We start from the raw sequence: 19,884 nt of genomic DNA on the forward strand, positions 1-19,884 counted from the left end.
GATTTAGGCAACTCAGGCACTACGGTGCGGCAGCATGGACGAGACAGCGCAGCGCGTGCGCCGCGTCATCGACACGGTCGCGGTCACCCAACGGGCATTCGCCGCACGCATCGGCCTCGAGCCGACCAAGCTCTCCAAGTCGCTCCAGGGCAACCGCCGCTTCACGGCGGACGAGCTGTCGGCCGTGGCCGCGGCGGGCGGAGTGAGCGTGGACTGGCTGATGCACGGCCGCGGCACCGGACCGGCCCCGGCGCCCGAGCGGCGGTCGGCCGATCCCGTCGACGCGGAGGGCAACGGCGACGACCGGCGCCGCACCGAGTTCCTCCAGGCGGCCTGGAAGCTCATCTCCGAGCAGGGCTACCACTCGGTGCGCATCGCCGACATCGCCCGCGCCTGCGGCACCAGCAGCGGCGCGGTGCACTACTACTTCCCCACCAAGCAGGACGTGTTGAACGCGGCGCTGCTGCACTGCGTGACCAGTGCCTTCGAGCGGCAGAGCGTCGAGCTGAGGGCCGTGGACAGCGCGTACGAGCGGCTGGTGAGGCTCATCGACATGCAGTTGCCGGCCGACATGGTGCGAGACGAGTGGCTGGTCTGGCTGCAGTTCTGGGCGGAGACCGCGCTGCGCCCCGAACTGCGCGCGATCCACAACGGCTTCTACGCCCGCTGGCGGGAGACCGTGGTCCGGATCGTGCGCCGGGGGCAGCGGCAGGGGCAGTTCCGGGCGGACGCGGACGCGGAGCGACTCGCCCTGGGCCTCACGGCGCTCACCGACGGCTTGGCCATCCAGGTGCTGACGGGCTCGCCGGAAGTGACGGCGGAGCGGATGCGCGGCGTCCTGCTGGACTTCATCGAGCGCGAACTCCTCGCGCGGAAAGGCGGATCGCATGACGGCAGCGACGACTGACACGGAGGGCTCCGCCGCCGATCCCGGCGAGGTCGGGGCCCGCGCCGGGATCGGCGACGTCGAGGCCCGGGTGCGGGCCAACCTCGCGGCGTTCGAGCGGCGCGAGGCCACGGTTCCCCCGGGCGTCCGGCGCGCCGGGGTGTGCCTCACCCTGTTCCGGCGCCGCGGTGAGCCTCACGTCATGCTGATCAAGCGGGTCGCCCGGGGTCGTAACGCCGGGCAGTGGGCCCTGCCCGGCGGCCGGCTGGACGGGGCGGAGACTCCCGTGCAGGCGGCGCTGCGCGAACTGGGCGAGGAGACGGGGATCTCGGCGGAGCCGGCCGATGTCGCGGGCGTGCTCGACGACTTCGTCACCGACTCCGGTTTCGTCATCACTCCGGTGGTCGTCGTTCCCCCGGCGCCCGTACGCCCTGTACGTGACGCGCGGGAGGTGCACTCGTTGCACCCGATCCCGCTGCGCCGGCTCACGGACCCGGATCTGCCGCACTGGCACACCGACTCCGACGGCCGGCGTCTGCTGCAAATGCCGCTGCGGCGCGGGATGGTGATCCACGCGCCGACAGGAGCACTGCTGTGGCAGTTCCGCGAGGTGGCCCTGCTCGGCCGCCCGACCCGGGTCGCCGAGCTCGCGCAACCGGCCTTCACCCGCAGATGAGACGAGGCATCACCGCGGGGCCGGGCCCCGCGGTGATGCCTCGTGACGACCTCGGGGTGAGCGTCACCCCTTGAGTTCGGCCTCGGCGGCCGTGGCCGGCACGCCGTCTTGGCGGCGGGCCACCATGACGCCGACGGCGCCGATCAGCAGCAGCGCGGCGACGGTGCCCAGCGTGAACGCCTCGAACGCGGCACGGGAGACACCCCAGACGTCGTGGAAGACGTAGTCGATGCCGAAGAGGTGCTCCAGCACTCCGGGGAAGAGCGCCGACCAGGAGCCGACCAGGATCCAGGCGTAGACCAGGACCGCGCACACCAGGAAGCCGCGCTGTCCGAAGGGGACGCGGTAGGGACGCGGGACGTCCGGCCGGCGCAGCCGGAGGGCGAGCAGGGCCGGAACGACCACCAGGTAGGACAGCAGCAGGGTGGTGACCGCCACGGTGAGGACCACGGCGAACACAGCGGCCGCGTCCCCGTTCGCGAGCCGCATGGCGGCGAGCATGAACAGGGTGGCCACGGCCCCGGAGAGCAGGTTCGTCCGCACGGGCGTGCCGAGCCGGGGGTGGAAGGCACCGAGGGAGCGGCTGAAGAAGCCGCCGTCGGCGGCGGCCATCGCCTGCATACGGTCACTGACGATCATCCAGGCGCTGCCCTGGGTGAGGAGAGCGAAGACGAACATCACGGCGGTGATCTTCAGCAGGGGGCCGGCCGCGCCGCCGTAGACGCCGAAGACGAGGCGGGCGCCTTCCATGAAGCCGCCGATGCCGGTGACCTGGTGGACGGGTACGACGGCCAGGAGGGCGAGGACGGGCAGCAGGTAGCAGCAGGCCGCGATGGCCGCCGAGCGTCCGAGGGCGACGGGGACGTCGCGCTGGGGGTCGTGCATCTCCTCGCCGGCGGCGTTGGGGGCCTCGAAGCCGACGTAGGCGAACAGCAGGATCGGCACGAGGGAGAGGAAGCCGGCCGTCGTCGGCGTGAAGTGGGTGTCGGAGAGGCCCTGGAAGCCGTGCCGCACGCCGTAGAGCACGGCGGTGAGCGTGAACAGTGCGAGGGAGAGGACCTTCATCGCCGCGCCGACCGTGGTGATCCACTTGCCGCGGCGCAGGGAGACGATGGCCGTGAGGATGGCGATCCAGACGAACAGCAGCTTGAAGACGTAGTCGGCGACGGTGCCGGAGCCCAGGTGGAAGACGAAGCCGTCCCAGGTCTGCGCGGCGAGGAAGACCAGTGAGCCGCCCAGCCAGATGGGGTTGGTGACCCAGTAGAACAGGGTCGTGAGTGCGGCCGCGGGGCGGCCGAAGGCGAGTCGGACCCAGACGTACGGGCCGCCTTCCTGCGGGAAGGCGGCGCCCGTCTCGGCGAAGAGCAGGGCGTAGGGGACCAGGAAGAGGAGGGCGAGGGCCGCCGTCCAGGTGGCGGCCTCGCCGCCGCCGGTGGCGATCTGTCCGACGGTGTCGAAGGAGATGACCGCGGCGATGGCCATGGCGGTGATGTCGAAGCGCTTCAGACTGCGCTGCAGGCCGGTCGCCGTTTCGGGTGCGCGCGAGTCGGTCGACGAGAGGCTGGAGGACACGGGCGGTTCCTAGGAGGGGAGGGAGCACTGCGAGGTGGCGCCTGCGTGCGCCGTGACGGTGTGGGTTCCGTGCCGGGTGGTGCTGGACGGGAGGCCGATCGCCGGGCGGGAGGCCCGGTGCGGGGCGGGAGGCCCGGTGCCGGACCGGGCCTCCCGGCAGGCGTCAGGCGCCGCGGATCTCGCCGTTCGGCTCGGTGCGCTCCAGGACGCCGCGCAGCGCCGAGGCCACTTCCTTGGCCTCTCCCTCGGTCATGATCAGCGGCGGGGACAGCACCAGGCTGTGCGCGGAGTCGCGCACGATGACGCCGGTCTCGCGGCGGATGACGTCGTGGGGCATCCGGTCGGGGTTCAGCGGCAGCGGCGTGCGGGTGGTGCGGTCCTGGACGAGCTCGACGGCGAGCATCATGCCGACGGAGCGGATCTCGCCGACGATCGGCAGGTCGCCCAGCTGGGCCTGCAGTTCGCCGTGGAGGTGGGCGCCCAGGCTGGTCGCGCGGGCGAGCAGGCCCTCCTTCTCGATGATGTCGAGGTTGGCCGCGGCGACCGCCGTGGCGACCGGGTGGCCGTTGTACGTGTAGCCCATGGGGAAACCGTGGTCACGCAGGAGGACCTCGGCGACGTGGTCGGCGACCATGAGGGCACCGAGCGGGATGTACCCGGAGGTGATGCCCTTGGCGGTGACGATGATGTCCGGGGTGACGCCGAAGTACTGCGCGGCGAACCACTCGCCGACGCGGCCGTAGGCGGTGACCACCTCGTCGAAGATCAGCAGGATGCCGTGCTGGTCGAGGACCTCGCGCACCCGCGGCCAGTAGTCGGCCGGCGGGACGAGCATGCCGCCGACGCCCATGATGGGCTCGCCGATCATCGCGGCGATGTTCTCCGGGCCGATCTCCGCGATGCGCTCCTCGAGTTCGCGGACGAGGAAGTCGGTGACCTGCTCGGGGCTCAGCGGCTGGTCGCCGTAGAGCTCGGAGCGGTACGGCCACGGGGGCGTGAGGTGGGAGACGTGCGGCATCATCGGGGCGAAGCCCTCGTGGTAGACGGGGAAGCCGGTGGCCGAGCCGCCGCCGTAGCCGATGCCGTGGTAGGCCTTGCTGCGGGCCAGGATCCACGTCCGGCTGCTCTCGCCGCGCCGGTGGTGGTAGTAGCGGGCCATCTTGATGGCCGCCTCGTTGCCCTCGGAGCCGCCCGAGGTGAAGTAGACGTGGTTGAGCGGGTCGGGGGCGAGGGAGGCCAGCCGGGAGGCCAGGGCGATGGCGGGCTCGTTGGAGAACTCCCAGAAGCTGGTGAAGTACTCCAGCTTCTTCATCTGCTCGTGGGCGACGTCGGCCAGTTCCGTGCGGCCGTGGCCGACCTGGGCCAGCCACAGACCACCGGTGGCGTCGAGGTAGCTGCGGCCCTCGGAGTCGGTGAGGCGGCAGCCGGCGCCCTCGGTCATGATGACGCGCTCGGCGGCGCTTCCCGGCAGGTAGGGGTGGATGATGTGCGCTCGGTCCAGGCTGGTGAGGGCGGCGGTGTCGAGGGTCATGAGCGGTGTGTCCTTTGGTCGGTTCCGGTGACGGGAGGGCGAGGGGGCCTGCGGGCTCAGCCGTAGGCGATCCAGGTCGTCTTCAGGCCCGTGTACTTGTCGAAGGAGTGCAGGGAGAGGTCACGGCCGTGGCCGGACTGCTTGAATCCGCCGAAGGGCGTGAACGGGCTGAGGGCGTCGACGGTGTTGACCGACACGGTGCCCGCGCGCACGGCGTCGGCGACGCGGTGGGCGCGGCCCAGGTCCCGCGTCCACACGGACGCGGCCAGGCCGTAGGCGGAGTCGTTGGCCAGGCGGACCGCCTCGGCCTCGTCGTGGAAGGGCAGCACCGTCAGCACCGGGCCGAAGAGTTCCTCCCGTACGAGCGGGGCGTCCGGTCCCAGGCCGGTGACGACGGTGGGGTCGAGGTAGGCGCCGTCCCGGTCGGGGCGCGTGCCGCCGCACGCGAGGGTGCCGCCCGAGGCCGCCAGCGCGCCGAGGATGCGGTCCACCTGGGCCTCGTCGACGAGGGGTCCGAGGCGGGTCGCGGGATCCAGCGGGTCGCCGGGCTGCCAGGTGCGGGCGTGTTCGGCGACCCTGGCCGTGAACTCCTCGGCGACGGAGGCCTCGACGAGCAGCCGGGTGTTGGCCGAGCACACCTGCCCGGCGTTGTAGGCGAAGCCCCAGGCGGCGCGTTCCGCGGCTGCCTCCAGGTCGGCGTCGGCGAAGACCACGTTGGGGCTCTTGCCGCCGGCCTCGGGCCAGACCTGCTTCATGTTCGACTCGGCCGAGTAGGCGAGGAACTTCCGGGCCACGGCGGTGGAGCCGGTGAAGACGAGGGTGTCCACGTCCGCGTGGAGGCCGAGCGCACGCCCGGTGGTCTCCCCCGGTCCGGGTACGACGTTCAGCACGCCGTCGGGCAGACCGGCCTGCGCGGCGAGCTCGGCCAGCAGCAGCGCCGACAGCGGTGACTGCTCGGCCGGCTTCAGCACGACGCTGTTGCCCGCGGCGAGCGCGGGCGCCAGCTTCCAGCTCGCCAGGTCGAGCGGGAAGTTCCACGGGACCACCGCGCCCACGACACCGAGCGGTGCGCGGCGCACGAGGGCGAGGTTGCCGGGCGGGGCCGGGGCGACCTCGTCGTAGAGCTTGTCCAGGGCCTCGGCGTACCAGGCGAACACGCCGGCCGCGCCGGGCACGTCGGTGCCGTGGGACTCCGCGATGGGCTTGCCCATGTCGAGGGTGTCGCACAGGGCGAGCTCCTCGCTGTTCTCCTCGATGAGGCGGGCGAGGGCGAGCAGGACCCGCTTGCGCTCCGCCGGTGCGGTGCGCGACCAGCGGCCGTCCTCGAAGGAGGTGCGGGCCGCCGCCACGGCCCGGTCGACGTCGGCGGCCGAGCCCACCGCCACCTGGGCGGTGGTCTTGCCGGTCGCCGGGTTCACGGTCGGGAGCCACTGGTCCTCGGCGGGGTCGGCCCACGCTCCGTCGATGAAGAGGCGCGTGCGGGGCACGAGGTCTGCGGCGCGCTGCCGCCAGTGGGAGTACGTCTGCATGCTGTGGCCTTCGATTGCGTCGTGGGACGTGGGCGAACCGATGCCCGTTCGGATCTCGTGCGGCGTGGGCCGTCTCGGGGGCACTGCGGTCGAGGCAGCGGGCGCGGCAGGGGCCAGGTGGCCCGGCAGCGCGTACCCGCACGGTTTCTTTGAACTGAGATTCAAACAATGCATCAGGCCGACGTCAATGCTCTGGTCACGAACTTCTTGCAGAAGTTGGTCCGAGTAGCAGAGAATCACTGACCATGGGGAAAGTCGGTAGACCACGCAACCAGACGGCTCGCAGGGAGGCGCTCGTCTCCGCCGCGGGGCGTGCCATCGCCGAGCGCGGGCTCGAAGGGCTGCGTATCAAGGACATCGCGGACGCCGCGGGCGTCTCGCAGGGCTCGGTGCTGTACTACTACCCCGAGCTCGACGACCTCGTGCTGGAGGTGCACCGGGGAGCGGTCGAGAGCTATCTGGCGTCCCGGCAGCAGGCGTACGACGAGGCGCCGGCCGGCGATCCCGCCGGCCGGCTGCGGGCGCTGCTGCACAGCGGTCTGCCCCGTGCGGCGGACGACCCCGTGCACGGGCTGCTGTACGAACTGCACCGGCGCGCCGGCCGCAGTCCCGGCCACGCCGAGCTGATGACCTCGCTGTTCGCCAGGGAGGTCGCTCTCTACACGATGGCGCTGGAGGTCGGGGCGGCGACCGCAGTCTTCACCCTCGCCGCGGGCGCGCAGGACCTGGCGCACGGGCTCGTCGCGCTGGAGGACGGCTTCGGCCTGCACATCGTGAGCCACAACGCGGCCATGCGCTGGGACAAGGCCCGTGAGCTGATCATGGCTCACGCGCGCGCGGTGACCGGGTGCGCCGAGCTGTAGCGGCGAACGCCCCGCCCCGGTTCGCGTCAGGCGGCGGCGCGGTCGGCCGCGATCTCCCGCAGCAGCTCCATGACGGCCTGGGCGCGGGCGCTCGGGGTCACTCCCTGGACGGTGGCCAGTTTGAGTTCCAGCGGAGGGTGCCCGTCGCGCAGCTCCAGCTCCACGACCTCGCCGCCGCCGTAGGTCTGGCTGGTCGCGGGGCGCTGGTTCAGCACGGAGTAGCCGAGCCCCCGGGCCACCAGGGAGCGGACGGCTTCGTAGTTCTGGGTGCGGTAGCGCACGTCGGGCGCTGTACCGGTGGCGGCCACGAGGGCGTGGAAGTAGTCGCGGCTGTAGGGCAGGTCGAGCAGGACGAGGGGCTCGGCGGCCAGCTCGCTCAGCTCCACGGTGCCCTGGCCGGCCAGGGGATGACCGGCCGGGACGATGACATGGGCCGGGACGTGGGCGATCGTCTCGCCACACAGGTCGGCCTCGGCGGACAGGCCGAGGTGGTAGGTGAGGGCGAAGTCGATCCGTCCCGCGCGCAGCGCCTGGAACAGTTGCTGCGCCTCGCCCTCCACCACGTCGATGTCGATCCCGGGGTGGCGCCGGGTGCCGGCGCTGAACAGGGCCGGCAGATAGTACGGCGCCAACGTCATGAAGCAGCCGACGGCCACCGGTCCGGACAGCGTCCCGCCGCTGCCACGGGCTTCCCCCTCGACCTCGCGTGCGCGGGCGAGGAGTTCGCGGGCCTGACTGCGCAGCCGCTCCCCCGCGGGGGTCAGGACCAGGCCCTGACCCCTGCGGCGGATGAACAGGTCGACCCGCAGGTCACGCTCCAGCTTGTGGATCGCCGCGGACACCGCGGACTGCGCGATGTGCAGTTCCTCTGACGCCGCCGTCATCGACCCGAACTCGGCGGCGACGAGGAAGTAGCGCAGCTGGACGAAGGTGAAGCCCACCGGTGACGTCATGTGTGACCCTTGCGGCTGATGGTGCGGGTGTCCGAGCCCGACCTTATGCGGCCGCGGTGTCCGGGGCCCTATGCGGCAGCGTCCTCCCGGGTCGCGGGAGCCGCGTCGGGCACGTCCTCGGGACGCAGGAGGGGCGAGCCGACCGTCTCCGGGAGGGACAGCGCGGCGACGAGGCCGCCGACGGCGACCACCATCAGGTACGGGCCCGGGATCAGCGTGCTGCCGGTGGCGTCGATGAGCACCGTCATCAGGTAGGGCACCGTGCCGGCGAACAGCGCCGCGGTGATGTTGTAGGAGATGGACAGCCCGCTCTGGCGCGTACGGGTGGGGAAGATCTCCGCCGACCACACCGCGTAGGTGCCGAGGATCGCCGCCAGGATGACGCCGAGCAGCAGAGCGGCGATCCAGGTTCCCGTCGTACCGGTCCGCATGAGGAGGAACGCGGGGGTGGCGACGACCAGGAGGGTGGCCGTGGCTCCGACGAAGACCGGCTTGCGTCCCACGCGATCGGACAGGATGCCGAACACGGGCACGAGCACCAGGCCCAGCAGCGAGATCACCGTGGACAGCAGGGCGGCGGCGCCGGCCGAGTGCCCCAGGTGGTCGGTCTCGTAGGTGACCAGGTAGGTCAGCACCGTGTAGAACGGCACGTGCATGGCCGTCATCAGGCCCGCCGCCTGGAGCATCTGCTTCTTGTGGGAGCGGAGCAGTTCCCGCACGGGAGTGCGCGGGACGCTGTCGTTGGCTTCGAGTGCCCGGTACTCGGGAGTGTCCTCGATCTTGTTCCGGATGACGAAGCCGATCACGCCCAGCGGCGCGGAGACGAGGAAGGGGATGCGCCAGCCCCAGGACGTCAACTGGTCGTCGGTGAGCCCCGTCGACAGCAGCAGGAAGACGAACGACCCGGCGAGGAAGCCCAGCAGCGAGCCGACCTCCAGCCAGCTGACGCCGAATCCGCGACGGCGTCGGGGGGCGCTCTCGGCGAGGAAGCTCGCCGCGCTGCCGAACTCGCCGCCCGCGGCGAATCCCTGCAGCAGGCGCAGGAACACCAGGAGCGACGGGGCGGCGACCCCGATCGTCCCGTAGCCGGGGAGCAGTCCGATCGCCAGCGTCGCGCCGGACATCATGAAGATGACGAGCGACAGGGTGCGCTTGCGGCCGATGCGGTCGCCGAGCGGCCCGAACACGAGTGCGCCGACAGGCCGGATGCCGAACGACACGGCGAACACGCCGAAGACGGCGAGCAGTCCGGTGGTCCGGTCCTGGGCCGGGAAGAACACCGTCGCGACGGTGCCGGCGAGATAGGCGTAGGCCGCCCAATCGAACCAGTGCACGAACACGCCGATCGCTCCGGCGGCGACGCTTCTGCGCAGGGCGACGGGGTCGGTGCCCCCCTCGCCTCTGGTTGTCATGACATCGGTGTTCCCGGTGGCCATACGTGCCTCCTTGGACGGGTGAGCGGAAGAATGCGGGGCATTGGGGAGAATTTCGGGGCTGTGGGGAGAGCGGAGGCCGTGGCCTCAGGTCACGGCCTGCCCGGTCAGGGACGCGGGGCTGATGAGCACGCGCAGTTCCGCCTCGCTCAGCAGCTCGCGTTCGCGTACCAGGTCGAGTGCGGGCCGGCCGGTGTGGTGCGCCTCCAGGGCGAGGGCGCAGGCGGTCTCGTAGCCGAGGGCGGGGCTGAGCGCGGTGACCAGACCGGTGGAGGCGGCGACGGTCTCCGCGAGTCTGCGCCGGTTCGCGGTGATGCCGCGCACGCAGTGTTCGGAGAGGACCGCGATGGCCGCGGTGAGGTGGTCGAGGCCGGCGCCGAGACTGCGGTAGATGATCGGTTCGAAGGCGTTGAGCTGCAGTTGGCCGCCCTCGGCGGCGAGGGTGACGGTGACGTCGTTGCCGATGACCTCGAACGCGACCTGGTTGACCGCCTCGGGAATCACCGGATTGACCTTGCCGGGCATGATGGACGAACCGGCCTGTCGTGCCGGGAGCGTGATCTCGCCGAATCCGGCCTGCGGCCCCGAGGACAGCAGGCGCAGGTCGTTGCAGATCTTCGAGAGTTTCACCGCGACCCGCTTGAGGACGCCGGACAGCTGCACGAACACGCCGACGTCCTGGGTGGCCTCGACGAGGTCGGGTGCGGACACCAGCGTGGGGATGCCGGTGAGCCGGCGCAGGTGTTCCACCGCGCGCTCGCGGTAGCCGGGGCGGGCGTTGAGTCCAGTGCCGATCGCGGTGCCGCCGAGGTTCAGCTCGTGCAGCAACAGCCGTGCCTCGGCGAGCCGTTGCTCGTCCTCGGCGAGGGTGGCGGCGAACGCACCGAACTCCTGGCCGAGCGTCATGGGCACGGCGTCCTGCAACTGGGTACGGCCCATCTTCAGCACGTCGGCGAACTCGGCCGCCTTGTCGGCGAACGCCTCGCGCAACCCGGCCAGCGCGACGAGGAGTTCGGCGATGTGCCCGTCCAGCGCCAGTTTCACCGCGGTCGGGTACACGTCGTTGGTGCTCTGGCCCAGGTTGACGTGGTCGAGGGGGTGCAGTGCGGAGTAGTCGCCACGCGGCCGTCCGAGCAGTTCCAGGGCGCGGTTGGCGATCACCTCGTTGGCGTTCATGTTGGTCGACGTTCCCGCGCCGCCCTGGATGAGGTCGACCACGAACTGCTCGTGCAGCGCGCCGTCACGGATCTCGGCGCAGGCGGCCGCGATCGCCGACGCGAGTTCGCCGTCCAGCGCGCCGACCTCGGCGTTCGCCCGTGCCGCGGCCTCCTTCACCGCGGCCAGGGCACCGATCAGATGCGGCCGGGAGGCGATGGTCTCGCCGGTGAGGGGGAAGTTGACGACCGCCCGTGCGGTGTGCGCCCCGTAGTAGGCGTCCGCGGGCACGTCGACGTCCCCCAGCATGTCGTGGTCCGTCCGGAACGCGCCGCCCGGTGCGGTCTGTCGCGGAGAGCCGGAAGCCAGGGTCATCGGTGTCCTCCAGTTCGTCGAGGGTCGGGGAAGTCGCCGGGCGACAGGGGAAGTCGGGTTCCGGGAGCGGTGGGGAGGACCGCCGGGCCGGACCCGGGCGGAAGGCCGCCCAGGTCCGCCCGCGTCGGACGGCCGGTCTCCCGCAGGCAGCCCGTCGCCGGGCCCGGAGCGGCGGCCCTTGTCACGCCGCCGCTCCCCCGGTCGCCGCGCCCCGGTCCACTCCGGTCCAGGCCAGCGCCACGGCCCCGTCGAGCAGGGCCCGCTCGGCCTGTCCTCCCACGCAGAACGCGGCGAACTCGTGCTGGTGGTTGGTGGCGGGCAGGGAGCCGATCCCGATGTAGGGGTGGATGGCGGGCACCACCTGCGAGACGTTGCCCATGTCGGTGGAGGCGCGGTTCATCCGCGCGGCCTGGCCGGGCGGTGCGAACTCGCGCCCCACGGCGAGGGCGTTCGCGCGGTAGTGCCCGAGGGCGGTCTCGTCGGTGCGGAACTCCGCGTACGGCTTGCTCTCCGGCTCGACCGTCAGGTCGCACCCGGTCGCGAGGGCGCCCGCCTCGAAGACACGCATCACGCGTGGCTCCAGTTCGGCGAGTTCGGCGAGGGTCTCCGCCCGCACGTACCAGCGTCCGGTCGAGCGCTCCGGGATGGCGTTCGGCGCGTCCCCGGCATGGGTCACCACGCCGTGCACGCGGGCCGAGGCCGGCAGTTGCTGGCGGAGCAGCCCGATCGCGACCTGGGCCACGGTGAAGGCGTCGGCCGCGTTGATCCCGGCCTCGGGATAGGCCGCGGCATGGGCGGACTTCCCCGTGTAGGAGATCTTGGAGTGGCTGACCGCGAACGGGCGGGCCTCGGCGACGTCGACCGGGGCCGGGTGCACCATCATGGCGAGGTCCACCCCGGCGAAGGCGCCGCGGTCCAGCATCTCGATCTTGCCGCCGCCGCCTTCCTCGGCGGGTGTGCCGTACACCTCCACGGTGATGCCGGCGTCGTCGGCGACGGCCGCCAGTCCGAGCGCGGCGCCGATCGAGCTCGCCGCGATGAGGTTGTGGCCGCAGGCGTGGCCGAGGCCCGGCAGCGCGTCGTACTCGGCGCACAGCGCGATCCGCGTGGGCCCGCTGCCGAACCGGGCGTGGAACGCCGTCTCCAGGCCCAGGTAGGACGAGGTGACGTCGAATCCGGCGCGGTCCAGCAACTCCGGTACGGCGGCGGCCGCCCGGTGTTCCTCCCAGGCGGTCTCCGGGTCGGCGTGCAGCCGTTCGGAGAGGGCGATCAGCGCGTCCGCGTGACGGTCGACCTCGCGCCGTGCGGCCTCTTTCAGTGTCAACGTCACAGTCCCCGTCACAGATCGCCCGGAACGCCGTACGAGGGGGCATCGACAGGGTCGAGACCGCGGCGCACGTAGTCGTCCCGCTGCGGCAGCCAGATCTCGAGCAGCTCGGCGAGCCGCTCGATGGGGTCCTCGGCCCAGTCCACGCGCAGGTCGGTCACGCGCCAGTCCACGTCCGCGACGACCGCGAGGCCCGCGGAGTGCACCGGCCCCTCCTCGCCCCCGGCGGCGACAGCGGCGCGCAGCGCGGCGACGAGACGTTCCTCGACCTCGCCGGTCGCGCTGAAATAGGCGTCCAGGAGGACGTCGGGAATGTGCTCGCCGGACAGCATGTTGCCGGCCGCGACCGCTCCGTCCGCCGTGGCCGAGGCGTGCTTGCCCAGGGTCCGCGCACCGCTGTAGGCGTACCCGGGACCGGAGTTGCCGAGGACGGTCAGCTGCCGGTAGTCGATGTTCGCCGCGTTGTGGGCCGCGCCGGTGACCTCGGCCAGGGCGCGCTGCGCGTCGCCGTGCTCCGCCAGCCGCTCCAGCAGACGGGTGCCGAGCGTGGGATCCGTGACGTTCTGCGAGGCCGCCGCGCCGATCCCGGGGCGCAGGTGGGCGACCCGGGCCGCGACGGCCGGACTCGACGAGCTGACCGCGATGCCGAACCGCTCGCCGTCGCGTACCACCAGGGAGAAGGTCATCGCCCCTCCTCCTCGGGGATCACCGCGATCGCGTCGATCTCGCACAGCCACTCCGGGCGGGCCAGCGCGGAGACCACGAGGCCGGTGGAGATCGGGTGCACGCCCTTGGTCCAGCGGCCCACGGTGCGGTAGACCGCCTCGCGGTAGCGGGGGTCGATCAGATAGATGGTCAGCTTGACCAGGTGCTCCATGCGGCTGCCCGATTCTTCGAGCAGCATCTTGATGTTGGCCATCGCCTGCTCGGCCTGGGCCTCGGCGTCGCCGATGCCCACGTTCTCGCTGGTGTCGAGGTTCTGGCCGATCTGGCCCCGGACGTAGACCGTGTTCCCGGCGACGACGGCCTGGCAGAGGTCGTTGTCGAGGTTCTGCTCGGGGTAGGTGTCGCGCGTGTTGAACGGGCGGATCCGGGTGTGCCCGCCGGCGACGATCGGGTCCTTCGCCCGACGGCCCTCGCTCGTGGAAGTCATCGTCCGCTCCTGAAGTTCTCGTCGGTGGCCGGTGCGGTGCCGGACCGGTCGGTGGTGCCGTGCGCGAGGTATCCGCGCTGGGTGGTGATGTGGTCGGCGACGTACCGGGCGTCGTGCCAGACGCCCCAGATGAAGCTCGATCCGCGGCGGGAGAGCCAGGGCAGGCCCAGGAAGTAGACGCCGGCCTCGGCGGACACTCCGCGGCGCTGCTCCGGCCGGCCGTTCTCGTCGAACGCGTCGACCTCGAGCCAGCCGTAGTCGGCGGCGAAGCCCGTCGCCCAGACGATCGAGGTGACGCCGGCCTCGGCCAGGTCGAGCTCCAGGAGCGGGTCGGTCACGCAGTCCGGGTCCGGTCCGAGGACATGGGCCTCCGGCTCCTCGGGCAGGTCGAGCCCGTTGCGCTCGACGTACGCGTCGGCCGCCCGCAGGAGTTCGAGGTACTTGGTGTCACCGAGCGCGATGTTCTCGGCGAGGTCCGGCGCGAAGGACAGCACGCCGTCGTCGTACGACGCGGTCAGACCGACGAGCTGGATGCCGGACGCGGCGAGGGCGCGGAAGTCCACGGTGTGGCCGCCGCGGGCGCCGCTGACCGCGATGGTGACGTGTTCGGCACCCTGGGGCGGCGTCTCCAGGTCCCAGAGCCCGAGCACGCCGAGCCACCAGCAGAAGTCACGGCCGCGGTACTCGCGGGGAGGACGGTCGTGGGAGCCGACGGAGAGGAAGACCCGGCGACCCGAGCGGCGCAGCTCGTCGGCGATCTGGACACCCGAGGAGCCGGCCCCGACCACGAGGACCGCGCCTTCGGGGAGCTGCTCCGGGTTGCGGTACCCGCTGGAGTGGATCTGCACGGGGACGGCGCCGTCCGGAACGATGGGCGGGATCACGGGCCGCTGGAACGGTCCGGTCGCGGCCACGACGAAGCGCGCGTCGATGGTGCCCTCGGACGTCTCGACCCGGAAGCCGGGCCGGCCGTCGTGCCTGCGCACCGAGGTCACCTCGACGCCGCACCGGATCGGGGCGCCTATCTTCTCCGCGTACGCGACGAAGTAGTCGGCGACCTTCTCCTTCGGGGCGAAGGCGTCGGGGGCGACGTCGGGGAACTCCAGCCCCGGGAACCGGTCGTGCCACGCGGGCCCGTTCGCGACCAGGGAGTCCCACCGCTCCGAGCGCCACCGCTCGGCGATGCGGTGCCGCTCCAGGACGATGTGCGGTACCCCCTGGGCTCCCAGGTGCTCGCTCATCGCCACACCTGCCTGGCCCGCCCCGACGACGACCACGTCGGTCTGTTCACTCGGCATTTCAGCCTCCACTCGGGCGGTAGTTCATCTCGGTGTCACGTCCACCTCGCTACCGCACGAGAAATCCTGGGGCGCGCCCGAATTTCTGTCCAACAGATGTTTCAGCTGGAGGTCATCTGATTTTTCGATGCAGGACATCCGGACGCCGAACGCGACCGGCCCGCGTCCGCCTGTGAGGCCTTCGGTGATGTCACCGAAGACGGCACAGGCGGACGCGGGCCGGGGTGTCGCGCTGCCGGGTGGGCGTCGGTGCCGCGCCGGGCCGCCTCTCGGGCGGCCGGGCGGACAGGGCGCGCTACCGGATCACTGCTCGGCGGCGGAGGCGGTCGTCGTCAGGTGGTGCGCCAGGTCGCGGCCGTCGCGGACGGCCGCGGCCTCCGCGGCCCGTGCCCGGCGGCGCGCCGGGGCTCCCCAGGCGTAGAAGAGCCCGCCGACCCCGAGGAAGAACAGCAGGGGCACGACCTGGCTGAGGGTGTACTGCATCCGCTCGCCCGCGAAGCTCGGGGGCAGCGAGTCGGCCGCGGATCCGGCGCTGCCGAACCAGCCGACGCCGAAGCCCGGCCAGATGAGGACCACGACGGTGAAGGCGACCAGACCGGTGGAGAGCACGGTGACCACCCACGCGCCGGCCCGGCCGCCGGGCACGCTGTACGGCCGCGGCGTGTCCGGGTACTTGCGGCGCAGCACCACGAGGCTCGGGAAGGTGATGACGTAGGAGATGAAGGTGGTGCTGATCGCCAGGCCGAGTCCGGCCGCGAAGTACTTCTCGCCGTTGCCGTCGGTGAGGTTGAGGGCGACGATCAGCAGAATGGAGGCGAGGACGGAGGAGAGCAGGTTGACGCGGACGGGGGTGCCGTGGCGTTCGGAGATCTTGCCCAGCCAGGCGGGTCCCGCGCCGTCCGCACAGGCCACCGCCTGTGCCCGGTGGGCGCCCATGGCCCAGGTGACGCCACTGGTGAGCAGGCCGATGATGAGACCGGCCGCCGCGATGCCGCCGAGCACCGAGCCGGCGCCGGTCAGGACGACGGTGCCGTCGGCCTCGATGTGCCCCCCGTAGACAGTGAAGACCGCCTTGCAGGCGTCGATGAATCCCGCGAGGCTGCCGATCTCCTTGGCCGGCAGGACGAAGAGGATGCCCAGGATCGGGCCTCCGTAGAGGACCAGCGAGGCGAAGCCGGAGCGGAGGATGGACAGCGGGATGTCACGCTTGGGGTTGGTCATCTCCTCGGCGGCGGAGCTGGGGAGTTCGAAGCCGACGTAGTTGAAGATGAGGACGGGCACCAGGGCGACGAAGCCGGCGTAGGTGGGGTTGAACTCGGCGGCGGGCAGCGCGTGCACGCCGTGCTGGACGGCGTAGACGACCACCGAGACGAGGAAGAAGCCGAGCAGCACGATCCGGGCGATGGCTCCGGCGGTGGGCACCCACTTGCCCACCCGGACGGACTGGATGACGGCGAGGGCGCCGATCCAGATGAAGGCGAGTCCGGCCGCGTACTTCCACAGCCCCGGCAACGGGGTGAAGAACTCCTCCCAGGTGGTCAGGGCGATGATGCACAGGCTGCCGCCCAGCCAGACCGGGTTGGAGAGCCAGTAGAGCACCTGGTTGAGACCTGCGACCAGCCGTCCGAAGGCGAGCCGGGTCCAGACGTAGGGGCCGCCCTGGACAGGGAAGGCGGAGCCGAGTTCTGCGACCAGCAGGCCGTAGGGCAGGAAGAAGACGACGGCGAGGACGGCCATCCAGGTCAGTCCCTGCGGGCCCTGAGCGGCGACCGAGCCGATCGTGTCGAGGCCGACGAGCGTGCATATCAGGAAGAAGAGCACGTCGAGGCGGCGCAGGTCCTTGCGGAGGTGGGAGCGCTGCTCGCTCCACCCCTCGGACAGGTCGGGGGTGCTCGGGCCGGATGATGGGGTCGCGTGGGTCACGGGGATGGCTCCTACGGACGTGGCGGTGCGGGTGGAACACCGAAGCGAACTGACTGAACGAACAGTCAGTAAGGCATGACTGTGGCGTGCGTCGCACCGGGCGTCAAGAGAGCGTCAGCGGGTTTTTTTCCGACCGGAGCGCAGTGCACGGTGGGGGTGAGGTGATAGGGCCGGGCTATCACCCGCATTCGCAGATCGGCCGTTGATCACGCCCGCGCACTGAGCGAGCCTGGCCAGAACCGACACCGGCGCCGGGCCAAGGGTGGGCGGCGCCGATCAGACCAGCGGAAGGGCCGGGCATGAGACGCGTTCCGAATCGGTACACGGCAAGGCCGCATCAGCTGCTCAACCTCGTCGACGGCCAGTGGGTACCGGCCGAGGCGGGTCAGACCCGGGAGAACGTCAACCCCGCGGACTTGAGCGACGTGATAGGCGAGTTCGCCGAGTCCGGCGGGGTCGATGTGGACCGGGCGGTGGACGCCGCCGCGGCGGCGCTGCCCCGCTGGCGCGACGCCGGCCCGATCAGACGGGCGGACCACCTTGCGGCCGCGGGCCGGATCCTGGCCGAACGGGCCGAGGAATTCGCATCCGTTATCACCCGGGAACAGGGCAAGCTGCTGGCCGAGGCCCGCGGCGAGGTCGCCCGGGCCCGTGCCGTACTGGACTTCACGGTGGAGCAGGCCCGGCTGCTCGGCGGAGTGACGGCGCCCGCGGAGGAGGAGCGGACCTTCGCTTACACGTTCCGGCGGCCCATCGGCGTCGTCGGACTCGTCTCTCCGTGGAACTTCCCGCTGGCGATCCCCATGTGGAAGGTCGCCCCGGCCCTGCTGTCCGGCTGCACCGCGGTGCTCAAGCCGTCGCCGCTGACCCCGCTGACCGCGGCGCTGCTGGTGGAGGTGTTCCAGGAGGCCGGGCTGCCCGACGGCGTGCTCAACCTGGTGCAGGGAGACGTGGCGGCGGGCGAGGCGCTGGTGGCCAACCTCTGCGTCGCCGGGATCAGCTTCACCGGCTCGCTCGCCGTGGGCACCGCGATCCACGTCGGCGGGGCGCACCGGCTGCTGCGCACCCAGCTCGAACTCGGCGGCAAGAACGCGGTGGTGGTCTGCGACGACGCCGACCTCGACGGTGCCGTGAGCGCCGTCCTCGCCGGCGCCTTCGGCCAAGCCGGGCAGCGGTGCAGCGCCACCAGCCGGGCCGTCGTGGACGTACGGGTCCGCGAGGAGTTCCTCGACCGCCTGGTCACACGCGTGTCGGCACTGCGCGTCGGCCCCGGCGACGATCCCGGCTCCCAGGTCTGCCCGGTCGTCAACGAGGCCCGGGTGCAGGCGGCACTGGACGCGGTGGCCGGAGCGCAGCAGGCGGGCGCCAAGGTGCTGTGCGGCGGCGGACGGGCGGAGGATCCCGGGCTGCCGGAGGGCTGCTATCTGCAGCCGACGGTGCTGCGGGACGTGCCCTGGGACAGCGAGCTGGCGCAGGAGGAGGTCTTCGGGCCGGTTCTCGCGGTGGTCGACGCGGACGGGTTCGACGACGCCATGCGGATCGCCAACTCGGTGCGCTATGGCATGTCGGGCACGGTCTTCACCGCCGACCAGTCGCGGGCCTTCACCGCGGTGGAGCGCCTCGAGGCGGGCATGCTGCACGTCAACCGCCCGGGGGTGGGCGCGTACGCGCACCTGCCGCACGTGGGCTCGAAGGCCTCGCAGTACGGGCCGCCGGAGTGCTCCCCGCAGGTGTGGGACTTCTACACCGAGTGGCACTCGGCCTGCATGAGCTACTGACGCCGACGCGCGAGCCCCGGTACGACGGGAGGGCCCCGGCAGTCCGAGTGGATCGGACTGCCGGGGCCCTCCCGTCGTGCGGCGGGATCAGCCGCCGATGTTCTCCTCGGCCAGCCCGAAGGACAGCGTCATGCCGGCGCCGCCGACGCCGTTGACGACGGTCACTCCGGGCGTGGGGCTGAGGACCAGGTCGGTGCGGCCGTCGCGCAGCGAGGGATAGTAGCCCACCCAGCGCTCGGTGATCCGGGGATCGGGTAGTTCGGCGAAGGTGCCGAGGTAGTCGAGCACCGCCTGGTTGACCTCCTCGCTCTCGAAGGGGTCGTGCGTCATGCCGTATGCGTGGCTGTCGCCGATGGTCAGGCGCCCGTCGGCGGTCTGCGAGAGCAGCACGTGGATGCCGTTCTCGCGGTGGAAGGGCAGTTGTTCGTCCATCCGGTCGCGCAGGGCGGCGCGCGCGACGCAGTCGTCGAACGCGGCGTAGTGCAGCAGCGTCAGACCGCCGCACAGCATGGGCCCGAGCTGCCAGTCCGGGCCCTGCGGCCCGGTGCGCATCATCTGCAGCTTGCAGCGCACCATGCCGCTGTCGGCGAACACCTCCGGGTAGAGAGTCTCGAAGTCGTTGCCGCTGCAGACGAAGGCGCGGTGCACCTTCCAGTCGCCGTCCGTGGTGGAGACGGTGGGCAGGTCGATCCCCCGGACCGTGGTGCCGAAGCGCAGCTCGACGTCGTACTCGGCGGCGAGGTGGGCGGCGACGGCGGGGATCGCCCGGCGCGGGTCCACGTTCAGCTCGGTGGGGCTCCACATGGCGGCCAGCAGGCCGTCGGAGCGGGCCACGGAGCTGCGGGCGGCGGTCTCCGCCGCGGTGATCATGGTGGTGCCGTTGTCGCGCGCGGCCGGGGTGGTGGCCACGAACTCCTCCAGCACCGCGACCTCGTCCGGATGACGGGCCAGGTGCAGCGAGCCGGTGGGTTCGGCCCACATGCCGCTCTTGGCGGCGATCTCCAGCCAGATCTCCCGGCTGCGCAGCGCACGCTGGTAGATCGGGCCGCGCTGCTGGCCGATGGCCCAGATCATGCCGAAGTTGCGGATGGACGCGCCGGCGGCGAACTCGCCGCGTTCGAAGAGGACCACTCGGTCGCCCCGGCGGGCGGCGGCCAGGGCGTGGGCGAGGCCGAGGATGCCGCCTCCGATGACGGCGGTGTCCGCACGGTTGTCGGGCACGGGTACCCCTTTCTGCGGGTTGCGGTGATGGCGGTGCGCGTGCTCGGGAGTGGAGCCGGTCGGACAGGGCGCATGTCGGTGGTGGGGTCGGTCGGACACTGCGCCTGCCGGTGAGGGGGCCGGTCGAACACTGCGCCTGTCGGTGAGGGGGCCGGTCGAACACTGCGCCTGTCGGTGAGGGGGCCGGTCGGGCGGCACGCGTGCGGGAGAT

Annotated in this window: 16 protein-coding genes; 4 read left to right on the forward strand and 12 right to left on the reverse strand. The window is 71.9% G+C overall.

The window, feature by feature from the left end:
* Positions 1 to 34 precede the first annotated feature (34 nt).
* Together ACWD5D_RS31875 and ACWD5D_RS31880 are read left to right on the forward strand one after the other, a co-directional pair.
* A complete protein-coding gene (locus ACWD5D_RS31875) occupies positions 35 to 907 on the forward strand; it encodes a TetR family transcriptional regulator C-terminal domain-containing protein (RefSeq protein ID WP_451376245.1) in 873 nt (290 codons plus the stop codon).
* Complete coding sequence (locus tag ACWD5D_RS31880) at positions 888 to 1,562, forward strand: NUDIX hydrolase (protein ID WP_451376246.1); 675 nt, start codon at positions 888 to 890, stop codon at positions 1,560 to 1,562. Before ACWD5D_RS31875 ends, ACWD5D_RS31880 begins: the two co-directional genes overlap by 20 nt.
* Before the next feature lie 63 nt (positions 1,563 to 1,625).
* Here ACWD5D_RS31880 and ACWD5D_RS31885 read toward each other — a convergent pair whose 3' ends face one another.
* From ACWD5D_RS31885 to ACWD5D_RS31895, 3 genes are all read right to left on the reverse strand, one after another.
* A complete protein-coding gene (locus ACWD5D_RS31885; protein ID WP_451376247.1) occupies positions 1,626 to 3,134 on the reverse strand; it encodes an APC family permease in 1,509 nt (502 codons plus the stop codon).
* 163 nt (positions 3,135 to 3,297) lie between these two features.
* Positions 3,298 to 4,665 (reverse strand): aminotransferase family protein, encoded by a 1,368-nt coding sequence (locus ACWD5D_RS31890; RefSeq protein ID WP_451376248.1) that lies wholly within the window; start codon positions 4,663 to 4,665, stop codon positions 3,298 to 3,300.
* 56 nt (positions 4,666 to 4,721) lie between these two features.
* Positions 4,722 to 6,194 carry an aldehyde dehydrogenase family protein gene (locus tag ACWD5D_RS31895; RefSeq protein WP_451376249.1) on the reverse strand — a complete coding sequence of 491 codons (1,473 nt, stop codon included), beginning with the start codon at positions 6,192 to 6,194 and terminating at the stop codon, positions 4,722 to 4,724.
* Between the two features lie 245 nt (positions 6,195 to 6,439).
* On the opposite strand from ACWD5D_RS31895, the gene ACWD5D_RS31900 reads away from it, so the two are divergent.
* A complete protein-coding gene (locus tag ACWD5D_RS31900; RefSeq protein WP_451376250.1) occupies positions 6,440 to 7,057 on the forward strand; it encodes a TetR/AcrR family transcriptional regulator in 618 nt (205 codons plus the stop codon).
* 26 nt (positions 7,058 to 7,083) lie between these two features.
* Here ACWD5D_RS31900 and ACWD5D_RS31905 read toward each other — a convergent pair whose 3' ends face one another.
* The 8 genes from ACWD5D_RS31905 to ACWD5D_RS31940 form a co-directional block, all read right to left on the reverse strand.
* Positions 7,084 to 8,010 (reverse strand): LysR family transcriptional regulator, encoded by a 927-nt coding sequence (locus ACWD5D_RS31905; protein ID WP_451376251.1) that lies wholly within the window; start codon positions 8,008 to 8,010, stop codon positions 7,084 to 7,086.
* A 68-nt stretch (positions 8,011 to 8,078) separates the two neighbouring features.
* A complete protein-coding gene (locus ACWD5D_RS31910; protein WP_451376252.1) occupies positions 8,079 to 9,446 on the reverse strand; it encodes an MFS transporter in 1,368 nt (455 codons plus the stop codon).
* Positions 9,447 to 9,530: 84 nt separating this feature from the next.
* Positions 9,531 to 10,973 carry an aspartate ammonia-lyase gene (locus tag ACWD5D_RS31915; RefSeq protein ID WP_451376253.1) on the reverse strand — a complete coding sequence of 481 codons (1,443 nt, stop codon included), beginning with the start codon at positions 10,971 to 10,973 and terminating at the stop codon, positions 9,531 to 9,533.
* A gap of 181 nt (positions 10,974 to 11,154) precedes the next feature.
* Positions 11,155 to 12,303: a M20 family metallopeptidase gene (locus tag ACWD5D_RS31920; RefSeq protein WP_451376254.1), complete on the reverse strand. Its 1,149-nt coding sequence runs from the start codon at positions 12,301 to 12,303 to the stop codon at positions 11,155 to 11,157.
* Between the two features lie 8 nt (positions 12,304 to 12,311).
* A complete protein-coding gene (locus ACWD5D_RS31925; protein WP_451376255.1) occupies positions 12,312 to 12,986 on the reverse strand; it encodes a DUF1028 domain-containing protein in 675 nt (224 codons plus the stop codon).
* A complete protein-coding gene (locus ACWD5D_RS31930; RefSeq protein ID WP_451376256.1) occupies positions 12,983 to 13,453 on the reverse strand; it encodes a RidA family protein in 471 nt (156 codons plus the stop codon). Before ACWD5D_RS31930 ends, ACWD5D_RS31925 begins: the two co-directional genes overlap by 4 nt.
* Complete coding sequence (locus ACWD5D_RS31935) at positions 13,450 to 14,751, reverse strand: flavin-containing monooxygenase (protein WP_451376257.1); 1,302 nt, start codon at positions 14,749 to 14,751, stop codon at positions 13,450 to 13,452. Before ACWD5D_RS31935 ends, ACWD5D_RS31930 begins: the two co-directional genes overlap by 4 nt.
* A 303-nt stretch (positions 14,752 to 15,054) precedes the next feature.
* Entirely contained in the window at positions 15,055 to 16,674 is a 1,620-nt protein-coding gene (locus ACWD5D_RS31940) for an APC family permease (protein WP_451376258.1), read from the reverse strand.
* A gap of 299 nt (positions 16,675 to 16,973) precedes the next feature.
* Here ACWD5D_RS31940 and ACWD5D_RS31945 point away from each other — a divergent pair, with 299 nt between their 5' ends.
* Positions 16,974 to 18,452, forward strand: a complete 1,479-nt coding sequence (locus tag ACWD5D_RS31945; RefSeq protein WP_451376259.1) for an aldehyde dehydrogenase family protein — start codon at positions 16,974 to 16,976, stop codon at positions 18,450 to 18,452.
* Between the two features lie 87 nt (positions 18,453 to 18,539).
* Here ACWD5D_RS31945 and ACWD5D_RS31950 read toward each other — a convergent pair whose 3' ends face one another.
* Positions 18,540 to 19,673, reverse strand: a complete 1,134-nt coding sequence (locus tag ACWD5D_RS31950) for a TIGR03364 family FAD-dependent oxidoreductase (protein WP_451376260.1) — start codon at positions 19,671 to 19,673, stop codon at positions 18,540 to 18,542.
* Positions 19,674 to 19,884: the final 211 nt, after the last annotated feature.

Source organism: Streptomyces sp. NPDC002520 (genome assembly GCF_053595235.1).

What these genes read in the sequence shown, in the direction of transcription:
- ACWD5D_RS31875 (WP_451376245.1), top strand. Translation starts at nt 35, where the DNA reads ATGGACGAGACAGCGCAGCGCGTGCGCCGCGTCATCGACACGGTCGCG.
- ACWD5D_RS31880 (WP_451376246.1), top strand. Translation starts at nt 888, where the DNA reads ATGACGGCAGCGACGACTGACACGGAGGGCTCCGCCGCCGATCCCGGC.
- ACWD5D_RS31890 (WP_451376248.1), bottom strand. Translation starts at nt 4,665, where the DNA reads ATGACCCTCGACACCGCCGCCCTCACCAGCCTGGACCGAGCGCACATC.
- ACWD5D_RS31895 (WP_451376249.1), bottom strand. Translation starts at nt 6,194, where the DNA reads ATGCAGACGTACTCCCACTGGCGGCAGCGCGCCGCAGACCTCGTGCCC.
- ACWD5D_RS31900 (WP_451376250.1), top strand. Translation starts at nt 6,440, where the DNA reads ATGGGGAAAGTCGGTAGACCACGCAACCAGACGGCTCGCAGGGAGGCG.
- ACWD5D_RS31905 (WP_451376251.1), bottom strand. Translation starts at nt 8,010, where the DNA reads ATGACGTCACCGGTGGGCTTCACCTTCGTCCAGCTGCGCTACTTCCTC.
- ACWD5D_RS31910 (WP_451376252.1), bottom strand. Translation starts at nt 9,446, where the DNA reads ATGGCCACCGGGAACACCGATGTCATGACAACCAGAGGCGAGGGGGGC.
- ACWD5D_RS31915 (WP_451376253.1), bottom strand. Translation starts at nt 10,973, where the DNA reads ATGACCCTGGCTTCCGGCTCTCCGCGACAGACCGCACCGGGCGGCGCG.
- ACWD5D_RS31925 (WP_451376255.1), bottom strand. Translation starts at nt 12,986, where the DNA reads ATGACCTTCTCCCTGGTGGTACGCGACGGCGAGCGGTTCGGCATCGCG.
- ACWD5D_RS31930 (WP_451376256.1), bottom strand. Translation starts at nt 13,453, where the DNA reads ATGACTTCCACGAGCGAGGGCCGTCGGGCGAAGGACCCGATCGTCGCC.
- ACWD5D_RS31935 (WP_451376257.1), bottom strand. Translation starts at nt 14,751, where the DNA reads ATGCCGAGTGAACAGACCGACGTGGTCGTCGTCGGGGCGGGCCAGGCA.
- ACWD5D_RS31945 (WP_451376259.1), top strand. Translation starts at nt 16,974, where the DNA reads ATGAGACGCGTTCCGAATCGGTACACGGCAAGGCCGCATCAGCTGCTC.